Genomic DNA, 18,209 nt, shown 5'->3' on the forward strand with positions numbered 1-18,209 from the left:
TCTTAAACTTAGAATAGGAGAAAACTATGCAAGCAGTTGAACATTTTATTAAGCAATTTGTTCCTGAACATTATGATTTATTTTTAGACTTGAGTCGTGAGACCAAAACGTTTTCTGGTAAGGTGACCATTACTGGTCAAGCACAGAGTGACCGTATTTCCCTTCACCAAAAAGACTTGGAAATCACTTCTGTAGAAGTCGCGGGTCAAGCTCGTCCGTTTACAGTTGACCATGACAATGAAGCCCTTCATATTGAATTGGCTGAGGCTGGTCAAGTTGAACTGGTTATTGCTTTTTCAGGAAAAATCACAGACAACATGACAGGGATTTACCCTTCTTATTACACAGTTGATGGTGTCAAGAAGGAAGTCTTGTCTACTCAGTTCGAGAGCCATTTTGCGCGTGAAGCTTTCCCATGTGTGGATGAGCCCGAAGCCAAAGCAACCTTTGACCTCGCTCTTCGTTTTGACCAAGCGGAAGGTGAAGTGGCCTTGTCGAACATGCCAGAAATCGATGTGGAAAACCGTAAGGAAACAGGCATCTGGAAGTTTGAAACAACACCTCGCATGTCATCTTATTTGTTGGCTTTTGTCGCTGGTGATTTGCAAGGGGTAACCGCTAAAACTAAAAACGGTACCCTCGTAGGTGTCTACTCAACCAAAGCTCATCCACTTTCTAACCTTGATTTCTCACTAGATATTGCCGTTCGCTCAATCGAGTTTTACGAAGATTACTACGGAGTTAAATACCCAATCCCTCAATCTCTTCATATCGCCCTCCCTGACTTCTCAGCAGGTGCTATGGAAAACTGGGGTCTGGTAACCTACCGTGAAGTTTACTTGGTTGTGGATGAGAACTCAACCTTTGCTAGCCGTCAACAAGTTGCCCTAGTTGTAGCACATGAGTTGGCTCACCAATGGTTTGGTAACCTCGTTACTATGAAATGGTGGGATGACCTTTGGCTTAATGAAAGCTTCGCTAACATGATGGAATACGTCTGTGTGGATGCCATCGAACCAAGTTGGAATATCTTTGAAGATTTCCAAACAGGTGGTGTTCCAGCGGCGCTTAAACGCGATGCGACTGATGGCGTTCAGTCTGTTCACGTTGAAGTCAAACACCCAGATGAAATCAATACCCTCTTTGATGGCGCTATCGTCTATGCCAAAGGAAGCCGTCTCATGCACATGCTTCGTCGTTGGCTCGGTGATGCTGATTTTGCTAAAGGTTTGCATGCCTACTTTGAAAAGCACCAGTACAGTAATACCGTCGGTCGTGACCTTTGGAATGCCCTTGGACAAGCATCAGGCCGTGATGTCGCAGCCTTCATGGATTCTTGGTTGGAGCAACCTGGTTACCCAGTCCTTACTGTCAAAGTTGAAAATGATGTCTTGAAGATTTCACAAAAACAATTCTTTATCGGTGAGCACGAAGACAAGAACCGTCTCTGGGTTGTGCCACTCAACAGCAACTGGAAAGGTTTGCCAGATACACTCGAAACTGAAAGTATTGAAATCCCTGGCTACGCAGCTCTTCTTGCTGAAAATAAAGGAGCTCTTCGTCTCAACACTGAAAATACAGCCCACTACATTACCGACTATCAAGGAGACTTGTTAGATGCCGTTCTTGCTGATCTAGAGACACTTGATAACACAAGCAAACTGCAAATCGTTCAAGAACGTCGTTTGTTGGCTGAGGCAGGTCATATTTCTTATGCAGACTTGCTCCCAGTCCTTGATAAACTAGCTAAGGAAGAGTCTTACTTGGTGGTTTCAGCTGTATCTCAAGTGATTGCTGCCCTTGAGCGCTTTATCGATGAAGGAACAGAAACTGAGAAAGCCTTTAACACACTCGTTGCTAAATTGGCTCGTCACAACTATGACCGTCTTGGTTTTGAAGCCAAAGATGGTGAATCAGATGAAGACGAATTGGTCCGTCAGTTGGCTGTTTCTATGATGATTCGCTCAAATGATGCAGAAGCTAGTCAAGTCGCTAGTCAAATCTTTGCAGCTCACAAGGAAAATCTTGCAGGACTTCCAGCAGCAATTCGTGCTCAAGTGCTCATCAATGAAATGAAACACCATGAGACTAAGGACTTGGTCGCAACTTATCTGGACCTCTACACTCATGCGACGGATGCGGTCTTCAAACGCCAGTTGGCAGGAGCTCTTGCATACAGTACAGATGCGGACAATATCCAAACCTTGATCGGCTCATGGAAAGATAAATTTGTGGTGAAACCACAAGACTTGTCTGCTTGGTATTACCAGTTCCTAGATCATCAAACAACTCAAGAAACTGTTTGGGTATGGGCGCGTGAAAACTGGGATTGGATCAAGGCAGCTCTTGGTGGGGACATGAGCTTTGATAGCTTTGTTATCCTACCTGCCCATGTATTTAAGACAGAGCAACGCTTGGCAGAGTACAAGGAATTCTTTGAACCACAACTCTCTGACCTTGCTCTTAGCCGAAACATCCGTATGGGAATCAAGGATATCGCAGCGCGTGTTGACTTGATTAAGCGTGAGAAAGCAGCAGTCGAAACTGTTGTAGCCCAATATGCCAAAGCTTAATTCGTTCAAAATGTAAACAAAAACTCAACTTTCTATCTGAAAAGAAGAGAGAGTTGAGTTTTTTTTAAGGCAATTTTGGTATAATAATCATAATAAGGAGGAGTTTCTGATGATAAAAATCTTATTAGTAGAAGATGACCTAGGTCTGTCAAACTCAGTATTTGACTTTTTAGATGATTTTGCAGATGTCATGCAGGTCTTTGATGGAGAAGAAGGTCTCTACGAAGCTGAAAGTGGCGTCTATGACTTGATTCTGCTTGACCTCATGTTACCTGAAAAAAATGGCTTCCAAGTCTTGAAAGAATTACGTGAAAAAGGAATTACAACCCCTGTCCTTATCATGACCGCTAAGGAAAGTTTGGATGACAAGGGTCATGGATTTGAATTGGGTGCGGATGACTACCTCACCAAACCTTTCTATCTAGAAGAACTCAAAATGCGGATCCAAGCCCTTCTCAAACGTTCAGGTAAGTTTAACGAAAACACCTTGACCTATGGGGATATTGTCGTCAACCTTTCAACGAATGAGGTTAAGGTGGAAGACACGCCTGTGGAACTACTCGGAAAAGAGTTTGAGTTATTGGTTTACTTCCTTCAAAATCAAAATGTTATTCTTCCTAAGACGCAAATTTTTGACCGTCTATGGGGATTTGATAGCGATACGACGATTTCCGTTGTAGAAGTCTATGTTTCAAAAGTTCGTAAGAAATTGAAGGGGACAGCCTTTGCTGAAAATCTTCAAACCTTGCGTAGTGTCGGGTATATATTAAAAGATGTTCAATAAACTAAAAAAAACATGGTATGCGGATGATTTCAGCTATTTCATTCGAAACTTCGGAGTGTTCACCCTGATTTTCTCTGCTATGACCTTGATTATCCTTCAGGTCATGCACTCGAGTCTCTACACCTCTGTAGATGAAAAACTACAAGCCCTTAGTAGTAGTCCTCAAGCGGTTATCCAGTTAGCCCTGAATCGGGCCACCGAAGAGGTCAAGGATATTCAACCCGCAACAGCGGATGCCAGCAAGGCTGAAATCAAGACCAATGTTAGCTCTAATACAGAAGTTTTGCTTTTTGACAAGGATTTTAACCAACTCTTACTGGGCAATCGCTTTTTAGGCTTGGACAAGATCAAGCTGGACAAGAAAGAGTTGAATCACATTCGCCAAATCCAAGTTGTCAATAGCTATGGTCAGGAAGAAACCTACCGAATGGTCTTGATGGAAACCAATTCATCCACTGTTTCAAGTAATGTCAAATATGCGGCGGTTTTAATCAATACCAGCCAGCTTGAGCAAATCAGCCAAAACCACGAGCATTTAATTGTTGTAGTTATGGCTAGTTTCTGGCTCCTGTCTTTAATTGCCAGTGTTTACCTGGCACGTGTCAGTGTCAAACCTCTGCTGGAAAGTATGCAAAAGCAGAAGTCCTTTGTTGAAAATGCGAGTCACGAACTGAGAACGCCTTTGGCCGTTTTACAAAATCGTTTAGAGACTCTCTTTCGAAAACCAGAGGCAACGATTATGGAATCCAGCGAAAGCATTGCTTCTAGTCTTGAAGAAGTTCGCAATATGCGCTTCCTCACGACCAATCTTCTCAACCTTGCACGTCGAGATGATGGAATCAAACCAGAAATAGCAGAAGTTTCTCCACAATTCTTTAAAACAACCTTTGCCAACTATGAGTTGATTGCTTCTGAAAATGATCGTGTTTTCAACTATGAAAATCGAATTTATCGTCCATTCATGACCGATCAGTTGCTCCTAAAACAGCTCATGACCATCTTGTTTGATAATGCCATCAAGTATACCGAAGAAGATGGAAAGATTGAGTTTGTGGTCCATGCTACGGATCGCCACCTCTATCTATCCGTAACGGATAATGGAATTGGGATCTCAGCTGCCGATAAGAAGAAAATCTTTGACCGTTTTTACCGTGTAGACAAGGCGAGAACCCGTCAGAAAGGTGGGTTTGGTCTGGGACTATCTTTGGCCAAGCAGATCGTAGATGCCTTACGAGGAACGATTACCGTTAAAGATAACAAGCCTAGAGGAACAATTTTTGAAGTTAAGATTGCTATTCAATCTCCTCCCAAACGTAAGAATAAATAAAAAGACAGTTTTAAAACTGTCTTTTTTGTTAACTAGAAAAGAGGTTGGTAGTGGTACCAACCTTTATTTTGAAATTTTTCGTTTAATAATCTTTCGTTGGAGTTGGAGGAGTGTCAAGCTTGCCCCCATAGCAGCAACAAACGATAAAGCTGTGTTCAATTTTAAGGCTAAAAAGATAAAACTAAAAAACACCATAAAAATACAAAAACAAGCAATATTTACAAAAAATAAAATCTCTTTTAAATTGGAGCTAACAGGTGCTTCCAGTGTATAGTCTTGATAAAGCGGAGTTTGATTCGATTCGGGAGTTTGTTCAAACTCATAAGCTTCTAATTTTCTTGCGGGCATGATTCTCTCCTTAACAGTACCTAACTATTTTATCATTTTTTATGGAGAGAATTATTACAGAATTATTACAAAACTACTAAAGTCTCTTATCATCTTCTAAGTCACTCTTCTTGACACCCACTGGGGAAAGTGATAGCATGGATGTTACACTTAAAACAGATGATCCGACCTTCTCTATTATAAATTTAATGAGAAAAGAAGAGATAACTTATATAAATTGATAGCAAGCTGAGGCTTTTTCCTAAGATGATTTGTTGAGTTGCTACCTGGATACTTTTGAAGAGTATTGGTAGGAATTGTTTTGAATGGATGGAAGGACAGAGATCCTGTCTATTGGTCTGGGTGGCTTTTAAACTACCTCTGGGAAATGTTAAAGGAGATAAGCATGTATCTTGCTATCAAAGAAATAGTACGAAACAAACTTCGATATAGTTTGATTCTAACTACCATTTTTCTTATCGCTTTTATGGTCTTTTTTATGACCAGTCTAGCTCTTGGCCTTGTGCGAAATAACCGAGCAGCTATTGATAATTGGCAAGCAACGGGTGTCGTTTTATCCGACTACGCAAATGATAATTTGACAGCATCCTTTATTCCTGAAAAGGACTACAAGGATAAGAGTTCTAAAGAGGTTGCTCCACTGGGCTATATGTTCGCTGTGACCAATCTAGTCGATGGTAGTGAAAAGGTCAATGTTTCCATTTTTGCTCAAGACTGGGACGCTTTTATCTCACCTAGTTTGACGGAGGGTCGTTATCCTGAAGGAGATGATGAGGTTGTCGTGGATCAGTCTTTTGAAAACTATGGAATGAAGCTAGGCGATGCCATTCAGCTCAATGGAAGCGATTCAAGTTACAAGATCGTAGGCTTGACTCAAGGAAATAAGTTTTTCACCGAGCCTGTTGTCTTTACGAGTCTGACAACTTATTGGACCTTACAAGGAACCTTGAAAGCCAATCGTTCCGTCTCTGCCTTGGTATTGAAAAATGATATAGAAGTTGTTGGGGATGGACTGAAACAGATTTCCATTCCAAAAATGATATCGAAAATTCCTGGTTACACACCTCAGGTTAATGTATTTTCAGGAATGATTCTTGCTATGATTGTCATTACAGGCTTGATTGTGGGTATTTTTGTTTATATCATTACCATCCAAAAACTAGGACTTTATGGAATAATGCGAGCTCAAGGAATACAGATCAAAACCATTGTATGGTCTCTTTTCTGTCAAATCTTTCTCCTAGCTGGTATGGGGATTGCTTTAGCCTTGCTGGCAATCGGAGGAGTGATTTTGGTTTTACCAGCTACCTTCTTTTTCTACCCAAGCTGGATAGCTTACTCTGTCCTAAGCTTGGTAATTTCCTTGATGGCCCTTCTAGGTGGTGTCATTTCACTTCCACGCTTGCTAAAGGTGGACCCGATTACTGCGATTGCAGAGTGATAAGGAGAATAGTATGACAGCATTGATTGAAATGACTCAAGTTACAAAAACCTACGGGGAAGGAAAGATGAAAGTCGTTGCCCTGCATGAGACGAATTTTCAGCTAAATGCAGGAGAGTTCGTAGCTATTGTTGGGCCTTCAGGCTCTGGAAAGACGACCTTTCTAACAACTCTTGGACAACTTCAGGAAGCATCGAGTGGAAAGATTCTAGTCAAGGGGAAGGAAACAGGTAGTTTGACGGAGAAGGAGAAAACAGACCTCCGTTTTAGAGAGTTTGGCTTCATTCTTCAGGCTTCAAACTTAATTCCTTTTCTAACGGTCAAGGAACAGCTGGATTTGATTGACAGACTAGATAAGGGAAAAAATAGCAAAAGTGACCGAAAAGAGCTCTTTGACTTGTTGGATTTGGAAAAAGTACAAGATCATTATCCCAAGGCTCTATCGGGTGGCGAACGTCAACGTGCGGCGATTGCTAGAGCGCTTTATAATAATCCGAGCATCGTTCTTGCAGATGAGCCGACAGCCAGTCTAGATACCCAGCGTGCTTACCAAGTAACAGAAATGTTGGCTGCCATTGCCCATGAACAAGGTAGAGGAGTTGTCATGATTACACATGATACACGCCTTCTTGATAAGGTCGACCGTATCTATGTTATGAACGATGGCCACCTAGTTGAAGAAACACATGCATAAAATAGAGTGAATGGTACAAGTTACTGTTCACTTTTTTGATTGGGAAAGATAGAAATAAGTTTAACTTTTTGTGAAACTCTCAGTACCCATAGCTGATTTTTGAGAAATGTGGTATAATTTTTCTTATGGAAAAGATTATCATTACAGCAACTGCTGAAAGTATTGAACAAGTTGAACAACTACTCGAAGCTGGCGTAGATCGTATCTATGTTGGTGAGAAAGATTTTGGCCTTCGTCTGCCAACAACCTTTAGTTATGAAGAGTTACGCACCATCGCTAAGCTCGTTCATGATGCGGGTAAGGAATTGATCGTTGCAGTCAACGCCCTCATGCACCAAGATATGATGGACCGTATCAAGCCCTTCCTAGACTTCTTGGAAGAAATCAAGATAGACTATATCACTGTTGGAGATGCAGGTGTCTTTTACGTGGTAAACCGTGATGGCTATTCCTTTAAGACTATCTACGATGCTTCAACCATGGTGACAAGTAGCCGTCAGATTAACTTCTGGGGTCAAAAGGCTGGCGCATCTGAGGCGGTTTTGGCGCGTGAAATTCCATCGGCTGAACTCTTCAAAATGCCAGAGATTTTGGAAATTCCTGCTGAAGTCTTGGTTTATGGAGCTAGTGTTATTCACCATTCTAAGCGTCCGCTTTTACAAAACTACTATAACTTCACGCATATCGATGACGAAAAGACGCGTAAACGTGACCTCTTCTTAGCAGAACCGAGTGACCCTGAGAGCCATTATTCCATCTTTGAAGATAATCATGGTACTCATATTTTTGCCAACAATGACCTTGATCTGATGACTAAATTGACAGAATTGGTAGAGCATGATTTTACTCACTGGAAGCTAGAGGGGCTCTACACACCCGGTCAGAATTTTGTAGAAATTGCCAAACTCTTTGTCCAAGCACGCAGCTTGATTCAAGAGGGGAATTTCAGTCATGACCAAGCCTTCTTATTAGATGAGGAAGTGCGCAAGTTACACCCTAAAAACCGTTTCCTCGATACGGGATTCTATGATTACGATCCTGACATGGTTAAATAGGACATAAAAACCCGAAATAAAAATGTTCGGGTTTTTCAAGTGTATTCATGAAATAAAAACGGATACATGTTATAATAAAAATAGCTCTTTAATGGAGGTGTTTAAGTGGAGAATCTGAAAAAGATGGCAGGTATCAAGGCTGCTGAGTTTGTCAAGGATGGCATGGTAGTCGGACTTGGAACGGGCTCTACTGCCTACTATTTCGTAGAAGAAATCGGTCGTCGGATTAAGGAAGAAGGTTTGCAGATTACTGCTGTGACGACTTCCAGTGTTACTAGTAAACAGGCCGAAGGTCTTAATATCCCGCTCAAGTCGATTGATCAAGTGGACTTTGTCGATGTGACAGTCGATGGAGCGGATGAAGTAGATAGCCAGTTCAACGGGATCAAAGGCGGTGGTGGTGCCCTTCTCATGGAGAAGGTTGTCGCAACGCCCTCAAAAGAATACATTTGGGTGGTAGATGAAAGCAAACTGGTAGAGAAACTAGGTGCTTTTAAATTGCCAGTAGAAGTGGTTCAGTATGGATCAGAACAGGTCTTTCGTCGGTTTGAGCGAGCTGGCTACAAACCAAGTTTCCGTGAAAAAGACGGCCAACGTTTTGTAACCGATATGCAGAATTTTATCATTGACCTAGCCTTGGATGTCATTGAAAATCCAATTGCCTTCGGGCAAGAATTGGATCATGTCGTTGGTGTCGTAGAGCATGGCTTGTTCAACCAAATGGTGGATAAGGTCATCGTAGCGGGACGAAATGGCGTTCAGATTTTAACTTCAACAAAAGGAAAATAGAAAATAAAAGGAGACACACTATGTCAAAATTTAATCGTATTCACTTGGTGGTACTGGATTCTGTGGGAATCGGTGCTGCGCCAGATGCCAATAACTTTGTCAATGCAGGGGTTCCAGATGGAGCTTCTGACACACTAGGACACATTTCAAAAACAGTTGGTTTGAATGTGCCAAACATGGCTAAAATCGGTCTAGGAAATATTCCTCGTGAAACTCCTCTTAAGACTGTACCAGCAGAAAGCAACCCAACAGGTTATGCGACGAAATTGGAAGAAGTATCACTTGGGAAGGATACCATGACTGGACACTGGGAAATCATGGGACTTAACATTACGGAGCCTTTCGATACTTTCTGGAATGGATTCCCGGAAGAAATCTTGACGAAAATCGAAGAATTCTCAGGACGCAAGGTCATTCGTGAAGCCAACAAACCTTACTCAGGTACAGCTGTTATCGATGACTTTGGACCACGTCAGATGGAAACTGGGGAGTTGATTATCTATACTTCAGCTGACCCTGTTTTACAAATTGCTGCCCACGAAGACATTATTCCTTTGGATGAATTGTACCGTATCTGTGAATACGCTCGTTCGATCACCCTTGAACGTCCTGCCCTTCTAGGCCGTATCATTGCCCGTCCTTATGTGGGTGAGCCAGGTAACTTCACTCGTACAGCTAACCGTCGTGACTTGGCTGTATCTCCATTTGCACCAACCGTTTTGGATAAATTGAACGAGGCTGGTATCGATACTTATGCTGTTGGTAAAATCAACGATATCTTTAACGGCGCTGGTATCAATCATGACATGGGCCACAACAAGTCAAATAGTCACGGAATTGATACATTATTGAAGACCATGGGACTTGCTGAGTTTGAAAAAGGATTCTCATTCACAAACTTGGTGGACTTTGATGCCCTTTATGGACACCGCCGCAATGCTCATGGTTACCGTGATTGCTTGCATGAGTTTGATGAACGCTTGCCTGAAATTATCGCTGCCATGAGAGAGAATGACCTTCTCTTGATTACTGCGGACCATGGAAATGACCCAACCTATGCAGGAACAGACCACACTCGCGAATATATTCCACTTTTGGCTTACAGTCCTTCCTTTAAAGGAAATGGTGTCATTCCAGTTGGACATTTTGCAGATATCTCAGCGACTGTTGCCGATAACTTTGGTGTGGAAACTGCTATGATTGGGGAAAGTTTCTTAGATAAATTGGTATAAGATGACGCGGTATGCTTTACTGGTACGAGGCATTAATGTCGGTGGGAAAAATAAGGTTGTCATGGCGCAACTTCGTCAAGAACTGACAGAGTTGGGGCTGGAAAATGTTGAAACCTACATCAACAGTGGCAATGTTTTCTTTACTTCGACAGACTCAAAATCTCAATTGGTTGAAAAGTTAGAGGCTTTCTTTGAAGCCCATTATCCATTTATTCAGAGCTTTTCCTTGCTGAGTCTTGAGGACTTTGAAGCGGAAATTGAAAATCTGCCTGAATGGTGGACCAAAGATCTGGCTCGAAAAGATGTCCTCTTTTATACAGAAGGCTTGGATGTGGATCAAGTCATTGAGAAAGTTGAAAGTTTGGAACTGAAAGATGAAGTGGTTCATTTTGGAAAACATGGGATTTTCTGGGGGAAATTCTCTGAAAAATCCTACTATGCAACTGCCTATCACAAGTACTTGCTCAAGATGTCTTTCTATCGCAACATCACCATTTGCAACGCAAAAACCTTTGACAAAATCGGTCAAATGCTAAAAAATAATAAAGGAGACACACAATGACATTTTTAGATAAGATCCAAGAAACAGCTGCTTTTCTGAAAGATAAAGGAATCCAAGCGCCTGAGTTCGGTTTAATCCTTGGATCAGGACTTGGAGAATTGGCAGAAGAAATCGAAAATCCAGTTGTAGTAGACTATGCTGAGATTCCAAACTGGGGCCGTTCGACAGTCGTCGGACACGCTGGTAAATTGGTATATGGAGAACTTGCAGGTCGAAAAGTCTTGGCTCTTCAAGGTCGTTTCCATTTCTACGAAGGAAATCCTCTTGAAGTCGTGACTTTTCCAGTACGTGTGATGAAAGTTCTCGGATGTGAAGGTGTCATTGTAACCAATGCAGCTGGAGGTATTGGATTTGGTCCTGGTACCTTGATGGCTATCTCAGACCATATCAATATGACGGGGCAAAACCCATTGATGGGTGAAAACTTGGATGATTTTGGTCCACGTTTCCCAGATATGTCTAAAGCCTACACTCCAGAATACCGTGCTACTGCTCATGAAGTGGCTAAAAAACTCGGTATCAAGCTTGATGAAGGTGTCTATATTGGTGTAACCGGTCCGACTTATGAAACACCTGCAGAAATTCGTGCCTATAAGACATTGGGAGCAGATGCAGTTGGTATGTCCACTGTTCCTGAAGTTATTGTGGCAGCCCACTCAGGCTTGAAAGTTCTCGGTATTTCATGTATTACTAACCATGCTGCTGGATTCCAAGAAGAACTTAACCACGAGGAAGTTGTGGAAGTGACAGAGCGTGTCAAAGGTGACTTCAAAGGCTTGGTTAAAACGATTCTTGTAGAATTGTAATCCTATGAAAGCACGACTCCAAAGTCTGCCCTACGGAGTAAGATTACTTCTAGCCACTTTATCATTGGGAATAGGGGCTGGGCTAGTCGGCATTGCCTGCCATTATCTACTAGAAGGTGTGCAATGGCTGGCCTTTGGCCAAACTAGTTCGGATCTGCTCAAGCAATTCCAAGAAGCTGGGGGTCTCCGTAGATTCCTCGTTCTGTGTGTGACAGGGGTCTTGGCAGCTGGCTTCTGGTATATCCTGCAAAGGCGCCATAAAATTTTCTCTATTCGCCAGCAAATTGACCTAGCTGGAGTCAGGAATCCAGCACCCTTAGCCCACCTCCTTCATGCAGGTATGCAGGTTGCGATTGTCGGAGCAGGGGCATCGGTCGGAAAAGAAGGAGCACCACGCGAGGTTGGGGCTCTTCTAGCTGGTCACTTGTCAAAGGGGTTCTCTCTAGCCCTTAAAGAACGGAAGGTGTTGGTTGCCTGTGGGGCAGGAGCTGGTCTAGCTGCGGTCTATCAGGTTCCCTTTGCTAGTAGCTTGTTTGTCTTTGAGATCTTAGGACTTGCCTATAGTTGGCAGAACTTTTTGATGGTTTTGGCTAGTACTTATCTGGCAACCTGGGTGGCTCAGCCCGTTGTTGGTCAGGATGCTATTTATCACCTATCTGCGGTCTCATGGTCGGTCAGCGGTTTCTTACAAGCTATTCTGATTGCGTTATTGGTCACTCCTCTAGCACTGGTTTTTCGATCTTTAGCCAAGCAAGCTAATCGCAAACGGCGCAAGGATGAGACGATCCTTTGGGTTCTTCCTCTAGCCTTTCTAGTGTTGGCGAGCCTTGTATCCTTTTTCCCTATCTTTATGGGAAATGGTCAGGTACTAGCGCAAGCCTTGTTATCTCGCCAGCCGGTTCCCTATCTTCCACTGGCTCTTGTAATGAAGGGGCTTCTGGTTTATCTCCTCTTACGCAATGGTGCCTATGGGGGAACCTTGACACCATCATTTGCCTTAGGGATTGGGTCTGGTTACTTAGTGACCTTGCTTTTGACAGTAGTTGGCGTCCATCTGGATCCAGCTCTAGGAATGCTACTAGGAGCAACAGTCTTTTTAGGGACGACCTTACACGCTCCTCTGACGGCTATTGCCCTAAGTCTTGGATTTACAGGTCAGGATTGGAGTTTGACAATACCGCTTGTACTAGCGGCAGGAATGTCTTATGCGATTCGAAAGAGATGGGAGAGAGGACAATGAAGGTACATTTTGTACTGCATGAAACATTTGAAGTACCGGGTGCTTATCTAAAATGGGCTCTGGAACGAGGTCATCACATTACATCAACAAAGGTTTATGAAAAAGAACCTCTTCCTGAAACAATTGACGGAATTGATTTTCTGATTGTTATGGGTGGTCCTCAATCACCTGATGAGGATAGAGAAAACTTCCCATACTATGATCCAAAGGCTGAGCTTGCTTTTATGAAAGAAGCGATTGCTGCAGATATTTATATTGTTGGTGTCTGTCTTGGTGCGCAGCTCCTGTCTGTTGCCTATGGTGCGAAGTATGAACATAGTCCAGAGCGCGAGATCGGCGTTTATCCTGTGACATTGACGATGCAAGGTCTAACAGATCCTCATGTCAGCTTGTTCGAAAAAACCTTAGAAATCGGCCACTGGCACGGTGATATGCCAGGGCTGACAGAGGATGCTGTCGTCCTGGCGACCAGTCAAGGTTGTCCACGCCAAATTATTCGCTTCAGTCCAAAACATTATGCCTTTCAGGCTCATTTGGAATTTGATCCCGAAGCAGTAGAACTCTTAATTACTGCGGATGGTGAGGAGCAATTAAGAGAGCAAAGTGAAAAGTTCACTTTCGTTCAAACACCAGAAGAATTACGTAGAAACGATTACTCTGAAATGAATGCAAAACTGTATGCATTTTTAGATTCATTGGTAAACTAGGAACTACAGAAAGGCAGAGTATCTGAGTTATAGTCAAACTCGGGCTAACTGTTCTGTGAAATATTTAATTTTAAAATCAAGAAAGAAAGGATGGGTAAACCGTATTCGCTGAACTGAATACGGGCGGAGAACTGTGTAAAAAAGATAAACTGTCTAGCATCTGCGATGCGTCGTCAGTTTCCTATTTTTACTTTGTTCTCTGTCACCCTTTATATCTTAACTATGTCTATCCATATTGCTGCTCAGCAGGGTGAAATTGCTGATAAAATTCTTCTTCCTGGGGATCCTCTTCGTGCGAAATTTATTGCGGAGAATTTCCTTGAAGATGCTGTTTGTTTTAACGAAGTGCGTAACATGTTTGGTTACACTGGTACTTACAAGGGTCACCGTGTATCGGTCATGGGAACTGGGATGGGGATGCCATCCATTTCGATTTATGCGCGTGAGTTGATTGTGGACTACGGTGTGAAGAAATTAATCCGTGTGGGAACTGCGGGTTCTTTGAATGAAGATGTCCACGTTCGTGAATTGGTTTTGGCACAGGCTGCTGCAACCAACTCAAACATCATCCGCAACGACTGGCCACAGTACGATTTCCCACAAATTGCTAGCTTTGATTTGTTAGACAAGGCTTACCACATTGCTAAAGGACTTGGTATGACTACCCACGTTGGGAATGTTTTGTCATCTGATGTCTTTTACTCAAACTACTTTGAAAAGAATATCGAGCTTGGTAAATGGGGAGTCAAGGCTGTAGAAATGGAAGCAGCAGCTCTTTACTATCTTGCTGCCCAACACCACGTTGATGCACTTGCTATCATGACCATTTCTGATAGCTTGGTCAATCCAGATGAAGACACTACTGCAGAAGAACGCCAAAACACCTTCACTGATATGATGAAGGTTGGTTTGGAAACCTTGATTGCAGAGTAAACATCGTATTACTTTGAGATAAGGTTATTTCTAAGATTGATTCAAATGCTTTAATCTCAAATATATCAGTAATGATAAAGGAAGAGTTGAAAATCAGATTGCTGGAGCTATTGGTTTTCAACTTTTTTAGAACCCAGCTTAAGGAGAAATGTGATGGATAAAATTGAACAATTACAAGACTTGATAGATCAAAGCCAACGGATTGTTTTCTTTGGAGGGGCAGGAGTGTCAACCGAGTCTAATATCCCAGATTTTCGTAGTTCAGATGGTGTTTATAGTCATCAGTTAGGCCGTCATTTTACGGCAGAGCAACTCGTTTCTCGAACCATGTTTGAGCGCTATCCAGAAGATTTTTTTGACTTCTATAAAAAATACCTGATTTATCCAGAAGCAAAGCCTAATGCTGCTCACACTTATCTGGCTACTTTGGAAAAGACAGGTAAGCTAAAGGCTGTTGTGACACAAAATATCGATAGTCTTCATGAAATGGCTGGCTCCCAAAAAGTCTTTAAATTGCATGGGAGTGCGGACCGGAATTACTGCCTAGGTTGTCAACATTTCTATGACTTAACTGCTTTTCTTGCCCTCGAGGGACCTGTTCCCCACTGCTTAGACTGTGGCAAGGTGGTCAAGCCTGACGTGACCTTGTATGAAGAATCACTTGACATGGATGTTTTTAGTCAAGCTGCACAAGCTATTCGGCAAGCAGACTTGCTGATTATTGGTGGGACTTCCTTGGTTGTTTATCCTGCAGCTAGCCTAGTAAACTATTTTTCTGGGACAAATCTGGTCCTTATCAATAAAACCAGTATTCCACAAGACAGCCAAGCTACATTGGTCATTGAAGGCAAGATTGGGGAAGTCTTTTCGAAATTGAGACAATAAAAGAATTTTAGAAGATAGCAACAAAACCTTGTTACTTGAAAGAGAAAACTATCTCATTTATTGACCACTATCTCGCTCTTTTAGAGTTATTAAAAACTGGCTGAGAAAATCAAAACACCTTCACTGATATGATGAAGGTTGGTTTGGAAACCTTGATTGCAGAGTAAAATGTAAAAGAAAATCCTGATTTCAAGTAAAATCAGGATTTTTTCATAGATGCGATTTTTTCTGGGTCTGGTGTAACTCGGAGGGTCTTTTGTCCTGTGTAGGTTACAAAACCGGGTTTGCCACCAGTTGGTTTATTGAGTTTTTTCACTTCAATCATATCTACCTGAACTAGATTTGACAAGCGCCCTTTGGAAAAGTAGGCTGCTAGTTCGGCTGCATCTGTCTTAACTTCGTCAGAAGGATTGAGATTTCCTGAGATGACGACGTGGCTTCCAGGGATGTCCTTGGCATGGAACCAAAGTTCCTCCTTGCGGGCCATTTTAAAGGTCAATTCCTCATTTTGAAGATTGTTTCGACCGACATAGATGATAGTTTTGCCATCACTCGCCAGATACTGTTCTGGTTTTTTGCGTTTCTGAATTTTTTCACGTTGGCGTCTACGGATAAATCCTGTTTGGATCAATTCTTCACGGATTTCAGCGATTTCCTCCAGTCCAGCTTGGTTGAGGACGGTTTCCACGCTTTCTAGATAGAGAATGGTAGCCTTGGTTTCTTCGATTAGCTCAGTCAGGTATTTGACAGCTTCTTTAAGTTTCTGATAGCGTTTAAAGTAGCGTTGGGCATTCTGGCTGGGAGTTAGTGCCTTATCAAGAGCAATGGTGATAGGCTGATTCGTGTAGTAATTATCCAAGACTACCTGGTCTTGGTCATTCGGAACTTGGTGGAGGAAGGTTGTCAACAATTCTCCTTTTTGGCGAAATTCCTCAGCATTGTCTGTCGCTAGTAACTCTTTTTCTTGTTTTTTAAGCTTATGGCGATTTTTTTGAAGCTCATTTTCAACACGACGAATGAGTTCACTGGCTTGCTGTTTAACGCGGTCGCGCTCGGCCTTATCCTTATAATAGGTATCTAAGAGATCCGAAAGACTGGCAAAAGGCTCTCCTACACGATTCGCAAAAGGAACTGGACTGAAGGAAGTCTCTGTTAAGCATGGCTTGGTTTCTTGCCTGAAGAAGTTTCGAAAAGTAGACAGTTTATCACTGACAAGAATGTTTTCCAATTCATTTGCCGTATCACGTCCTAGACCTTGAAAGAGACTTTGAAGATTTTTTGCTGTTAGTTCTTGGGTCTGCAGGATTTCAAAGAGCTTTTCATCCTTGACAGTAAAAGGATTGAGAGATTCTGTACTTGGCGGAGCGATATAGCTTGAGCCTGGTAGCAAGGTGCGGTAACTATTTTGTGAAAAGCCGACGTGTTTGATAACTTCGAGGATTTTATGGCTGCTTTTATCAACTAGTAGAATATTGCTGTGTTTGCCCATGATCTCGATAATCAAGGTAGCCTGAATGTGGTCCCCAATCTCGTTTTTATTGGAAACGGTAATTTCCACAATACGGTCGTTTTCCACTTGCTCAATCGACTCAATCACGGCACCCTGCAAATACTTTCTCAAAACCATGATAAAAGTCGAAGGTTGGGCTGGATTTTCAAAAGTCGTTTGGGTTAGCTGGATGCGCCCAAAAACAGGATGGGCAGAGAGGAGCAGGCGATGGCTTTGGCGATTGCTGCGAATTTGCAAGACCAACTCTTGTTCAAAAGGTTGATTGATTTTCTGGATGCGACCATTGACCAACTCGCTTCGCAATTCCTCAATCATGTGGTGTAAAAAAAATCCGTCAAATGACATCGTTCTCTCCTTGTGATTGTGTTCCATAGTATTATATCAAAAAGGTAGAATAAAATCATGGAAATGTGGTATAATAAAGCCAAGTAAAGAGAATCGAGAAGTACATGTATATTGAAATGGTAGATGAAACTGGTCAAGTTTCACAAGAAATCTTACAACAAACCCAAGAAATTTTGGAATTTGCAGCCCAAAAAATAGGAAAAGAAGACAAGGAGATGGCAGTCACTTTTGTGACCAACGAGCGTAGCCACGAACTCAATCTCGAGTACCGTGATACCGATCGTCCGACGGATGTCATCAGCCTTGAGTATAAGCCAGAGTTGGACATTGCCTTTGACGAAGAGGATTTGCTGGAAAATCCAGAATTGGCAGAAATGATGTCTGAGTTTGATGCCTACATTGGGGAGCTTTTTATCTCTATCGATAAAGCGCATGAGCAGGCTGAGGAATACGGTCACAGCTTTGAGCGTGAGATGGGCTTCTTGGCAGTACACGGCTTTTTACACATTAACGGCTATGATCACTACACTCCGGAAGAAGAAGCGGAGATGTTCGGTTTACAAGAAGAAATTTTGACAGCCTATGGACTCACAAGACAATAAACGAAAATGGAAAAATCGTGACCTGGTATCTAGTTTAGAATTTGCTTTGACAGGTATTTTTACCGCTATCAAGGACGAACGTAATATGCGCAAACATGCAGTGACGGCACTAGTAGTCGTCCTTGCAGGTTTTGTTTTTCAGGTGTCACGGATTGAATGGCTCTTTCTCCTAATGAGCATTTTCTTAGTAGTAGCGTTTGAGATTATGAACTCCGCTATCGAAAATGTGGTGGATTTAGCCAGTCATTATCACTTTTCTATGTTGGCAAAGAAAGCCAAGGACATGGCAGCAGGTGCCGTGCTTGTGGTCTCTCTTTTTGCTGCAGTGACAGGTGCACTTATCTTTATCCCACGTATTTGGGATATACTTTTTTAA

Annotated in this window: 18 protein-coding genes; 16 read left to right on the forward strand and 2 right to left on the reverse strand. The window is 42.4% G+C overall.

The annotated features are described in order from the left end of the window. Window positions 1-26: 26 nt before the first annotated feature. The 3 genes from ACXYSL_RS05720 to ACXYSL_RS05730 all read left to right on the forward strand — a co-directional run bounded on the left by ACXYSL_RS05720 (window position 27) and on the right by ACXYSL_RS05730 (window position 4,684). The gene (locus ACXYSL_RS05720) at window positions 27-2,573 is read left to right on the forward strand and encodes a M1 family metallopeptidase (protein WP_458624208.1); all 2,547 of its coding nucleotides are present in this window, start codon (window positions 27-29) and stop codon (window positions 2,571-2,573) included. 109 nt (window positions 2,574-2,682) lie between these two features. After that, on the forward strand, window positions 2,683-3,357 hold the full coding sequence (gene ciaR / locus ACXYSL_RS05725; protein WP_000590630.1) for a two-component system response regulator CiaR: 675 nt from the start codon (window positions 2,683-2,685) through the stop codon (window positions 3,355-3,357). Continuing rightward, window positions 3,347-4,684: a sensor histidine kinase gene (locus ACXYSL_RS05730; protein WP_007521609.1), complete on the forward strand. Its 1,338-nt coding sequence runs from the start codon at window positions 3,347-3,349 to the stop codon at window positions 4,682-4,684. Before ciaR ends, ACXYSL_RS05730 begins: the two co-directional genes overlap by 11 nt. A 63-nt stretch (window positions 4,685-4,747) precedes the next feature. Here the strand turns inward: ACXYSL_RS05730 and ACXYSL_RS05735 are convergent, their stop codons facing one another. Continuing rightward, window positions 4,748-5,032, reverse strand: coding sequence for a DUF3270 domain-containing protein (locus tag ACXYSL_RS05735; protein ID WP_009730037.1), 285 nt, complete (start codon window positions 5,030-5,032; stop codon window positions 4,748-4,750). A gap of 385 nt (window positions 5,033-5,417) precedes the next feature. Here ACXYSL_RS05735 and ACXYSL_RS05740 point away from each other — a divergent pair, with 385 nt between their 5' ends. The 11 genes from ACXYSL_RS05740 to ACXYSL_RS05790 all read left to right on the forward strand — a co-directional run bounded on the left by ACXYSL_RS05740 (window position 5,418) and on the right by ACXYSL_RS05790 (window position 15,376). Further along, complete coding sequence (locus ACXYSL_RS05740; protein ID WP_458624209.1) at window positions 5,418-6,473, forward strand: ABC transporter permease; 1,056 nt, start codon at window positions 5,418-5,420, stop codon at window positions 6,471-6,473. Between the two features lie 13 nt (window positions 6,474-6,486). Next, window positions 6,487-7,167 carry an ABC transporter ATP-binding protein gene (locus ACXYSL_RS05745; protein ID WP_458624210.1) on the forward strand — a complete coding sequence of 227 codons (681 nt, stop codon included), beginning with the start codon at window positions 6,487-6,489 and terminating at the stop codon, window positions 7,165-7,167. A gap of 125 nt (window positions 7,168-7,292) precedes the next feature. Then, complete coding sequence (locus ACXYSL_RS05750; RefSeq protein ID WP_458624211.1) at window positions 7,293-8,222, forward strand: peptidase U32 family protein; 930 nt, start codon at window positions 7,293-7,295, stop codon at window positions 8,220-8,222. Window positions 8,223-8,327: 105 nt separating this feature from the next. Beyond that, window positions 8,328-9,011: a ribose-5-phosphate isomerase RpiA gene (gene rpiA, locus ACXYSL_RS05755; protein WP_458624212.1), complete on the forward strand. Its 684-nt coding sequence runs from the start codon at window positions 8,328-8,330 to the stop codon at window positions 9,009-9,011. A 20-nt stretch (window positions 9,012-9,031) separates the two neighbouring features. Beyond that, on the forward strand, window positions 9,032-10,243 hold the full coding sequence (locus tag ACXYSL_RS05760) for a phosphopentomutase (RefSeq protein WP_000033119.1): 1,212 nt from the start codon (window positions 9,032-9,034) through the stop codon (window positions 10,241-10,243). A gap of 1 nt (window position 10,244) precedes the next feature. Beyond that, window positions 10,245-10,805, forward strand: a complete 561-nt coding sequence (locus ACXYSL_RS05765) for a DUF1697 domain-containing protein (protein ID WP_458624213.1) — start codon at window positions 10,245-10,247, stop codon at window positions 10,803-10,805. Then, window positions 10,802-11,611: a purine-nucleoside phosphorylase gene (locus ACXYSL_RS05770; RefSeq protein ID WP_458624214.1), complete on the forward strand. Its 810-nt coding sequence runs from the start codon at window positions 10,802-10,804 to the stop codon at window positions 11,609-11,611. Before ACXYSL_RS05765 ends, ACXYSL_RS05770 begins: the two co-directional genes overlap by 4 nt. A 4-nt stretch (window positions 11,612-11,615) precedes the next feature. Beyond that, window positions 11,616-12,851 carry a chloride channel protein gene (locus tag ACXYSL_RS05775; RefSeq protein ID WP_458624215.1) on the forward strand — a complete coding sequence of 412 codons (1,236 nt, stop codon included), beginning with the start codon at window positions 11,616-11,618 and terminating at the stop codon, window positions 12,849-12,851. Further along, window positions 12,848-13,558 (forward strand): type 1 glutamine amidotransferase, encoded by a 711-nt coding sequence (locus ACXYSL_RS05780; RefSeq protein WP_268713505.1) that lies wholly within the window; start codon window positions 12,848-12,850, stop codon window positions 13,556-13,558. Before ACXYSL_RS05775 ends, ACXYSL_RS05780 begins: the two co-directional genes overlap by 4 nt. 222 nt (window positions 13,559-13,780) lie before the next feature. Then, window positions 13,781-14,491, forward strand: a complete 711-nt coding sequence (gene deoD / locus ACXYSL_RS05785; RefSeq protein WP_006145774.1) for a purine-nucleoside phosphorylase — start codon at window positions 13,781-13,783, stop codon at window positions 14,489-14,491. A gap of 153 nt (window positions 14,492-14,644) precedes the next feature. Further along, window positions 14,645-15,376 (forward strand): NAD-dependent protein deacylase, encoded by a 732-nt coding sequence (locus tag ACXYSL_RS05790; RefSeq protein WP_009730048.1) that lies wholly within the window; start codon window positions 14,645-14,647, stop codon window positions 15,374-15,376. A gap of 199 nt (window positions 15,377-15,575) precedes the next feature. On the opposite strand, the gene pavA is transcribed toward ACXYSL_RS05790, so the two are convergent. Continuing rightward, a complete protein-coding gene (gene pavA / locus ACXYSL_RS05795; RefSeq protein ID WP_458624216.1) occupies window positions 15,576-17,231 on the reverse strand; it encodes an Rqc2 family fibronectin-binding protein PavA in 1,656 nt (551 codons plus the stop codon). A gap of 104 nt (window positions 17,232-17,335) precedes the next feature. Here pavA and ybeY point away from each other — a divergent pair, with 104 nt between their 5' ends. After that, complete coding sequence (ybeY, locus tag ACXYSL_RS05800) at window positions 17,336-17,833, forward strand: rRNA maturation RNase YbeY (protein WP_000275169.1); 498 nt, start codon at window positions 17,336-17,338, stop codon at window positions 17,831-17,833. Then, on the forward strand, window positions 17,814-18,209 hold the full coding sequence (locus ACXYSL_RS05805; RefSeq protein WP_000378177.1) for a diacylglycerol kinase family protein: 396 nt from the start codon (window positions 17,814-17,816) through the stop codon (window positions 18,207-18,209). Before ybeY ends, ACXYSL_RS05805 begins: the two co-directional genes overlap by 20 nt.

Source organism: Streptococcus sp. V913 (assembly GCF_054353455.1).

Bases quoted from the DNA above. Each gene is read 5' to 3' on its own strand.
- ACXYSL_RS05720 (WP_458624208.1), top strand. From the start codon at position 27: ATGCAAGCAGTTGAACATTTTATTAAGCAATTTGTTCCTGAACATTAT.
- ciaR (WP_000590630.1), top strand. From the start codon at position 2,683: ATGATAAAAATCTTATTAGTAGAAGATGACCTAGGTCTGTCAAACTCA.
- ACXYSL_RS05730 (WP_007521609.1), top strand. From the start codon at position 3,347: ATGTTCAATAAACTAAAAAAAACATGGTATGCGGATGATTTCAGCTAT.
- ACXYSL_RS05735 (WP_009730037.1), bottom strand. From the start codon at position 5,032: ATGCCCGCAAGAAAATTAGAAGCTTATGAGTTTGAACAAACTCCCGAA.
- ACXYSL_RS05740 (WP_458624209.1), top strand. From the start codon at position 5,418: ATGTATCTTGCTATCAAAGAAATAGTACGAAACAAACTTCGATATAGT.
- ACXYSL_RS05745 (WP_458624210.1), top strand. From the start codon at position 6,487: ATGACAGCATTGATTGAAATGACTCAAGTTACAAAAACCTACGGGGAA.
- ACXYSL_RS05750 (WP_458624211.1), top strand. From the start codon at position 7,293: ATGGAAAAGATTATCATTACAGCAACTGCTGAAAGTATTGAACAAGTT.
- ACXYSL_RS05760 (WP_000033119.1), top strand. From the start codon at position 9,032: ATGTCAAAATTTAATCGTATTCACTTGGTGGTACTGGATTCTGTGGGA.
- ACXYSL_RS05765 (WP_458624213.1), top strand. From the start codon at position 10,245: ATGACGCGGTATGCTTTACTGGTACGAGGCATTAATGTCGGTGGGAAA.
- ACXYSL_RS05770 (WP_458624214.1), top strand. From the start codon at position 10,802: ATGACATTTTTAGATAAGATCCAAGAAACAGCTGCTTTTCTGAAAGAT.
- ACXYSL_RS05775 (WP_458624215.1), top strand. From the start codon at position 11,616: ATGAAAGCACGACTCCAAAGTCTGCCCTACGGAGTAAGATTACTTCTA.
- ACXYSL_RS05780 (WP_268713505.1), top strand. From the start codon at position 12,848: ATGAAGGTACATTTTGTACTGCATGAAACATTTGAAGTACCGGGTGCT.
- deoD (WP_006145774.1), top strand. From the start codon at position 13,781: ATGTCTATCCATATTGCTGCTCAGCAGGGTGAAATTGCTGATAAAATT.
- ACXYSL_RS05790 (WP_009730048.1), top strand. From the start codon at position 14,645: ATGGATAAAATTGAACAATTACAAGACTTGATAGATCAAAGCCAACGG.
- pavA (WP_458624216.1), bottom strand. From the start codon at position 17,231: ATGTCATTTGACGGATTTTTTTTACACCACATGATTGAGGAATTGCGA.
- ybeY (WP_000275169.1), top strand. From the start codon at position 17,336: ATGTATATTGAAATGGTAGATGAAACTGGTCAAGTTTCACAAGAAATC.
- ACXYSL_RS05805 (WP_000378177.1), top strand. From the start codon at position 17,814: ATGGACTCACAAGACAATAAACGAAAATGGAAAAATCGTGACCTGGTA.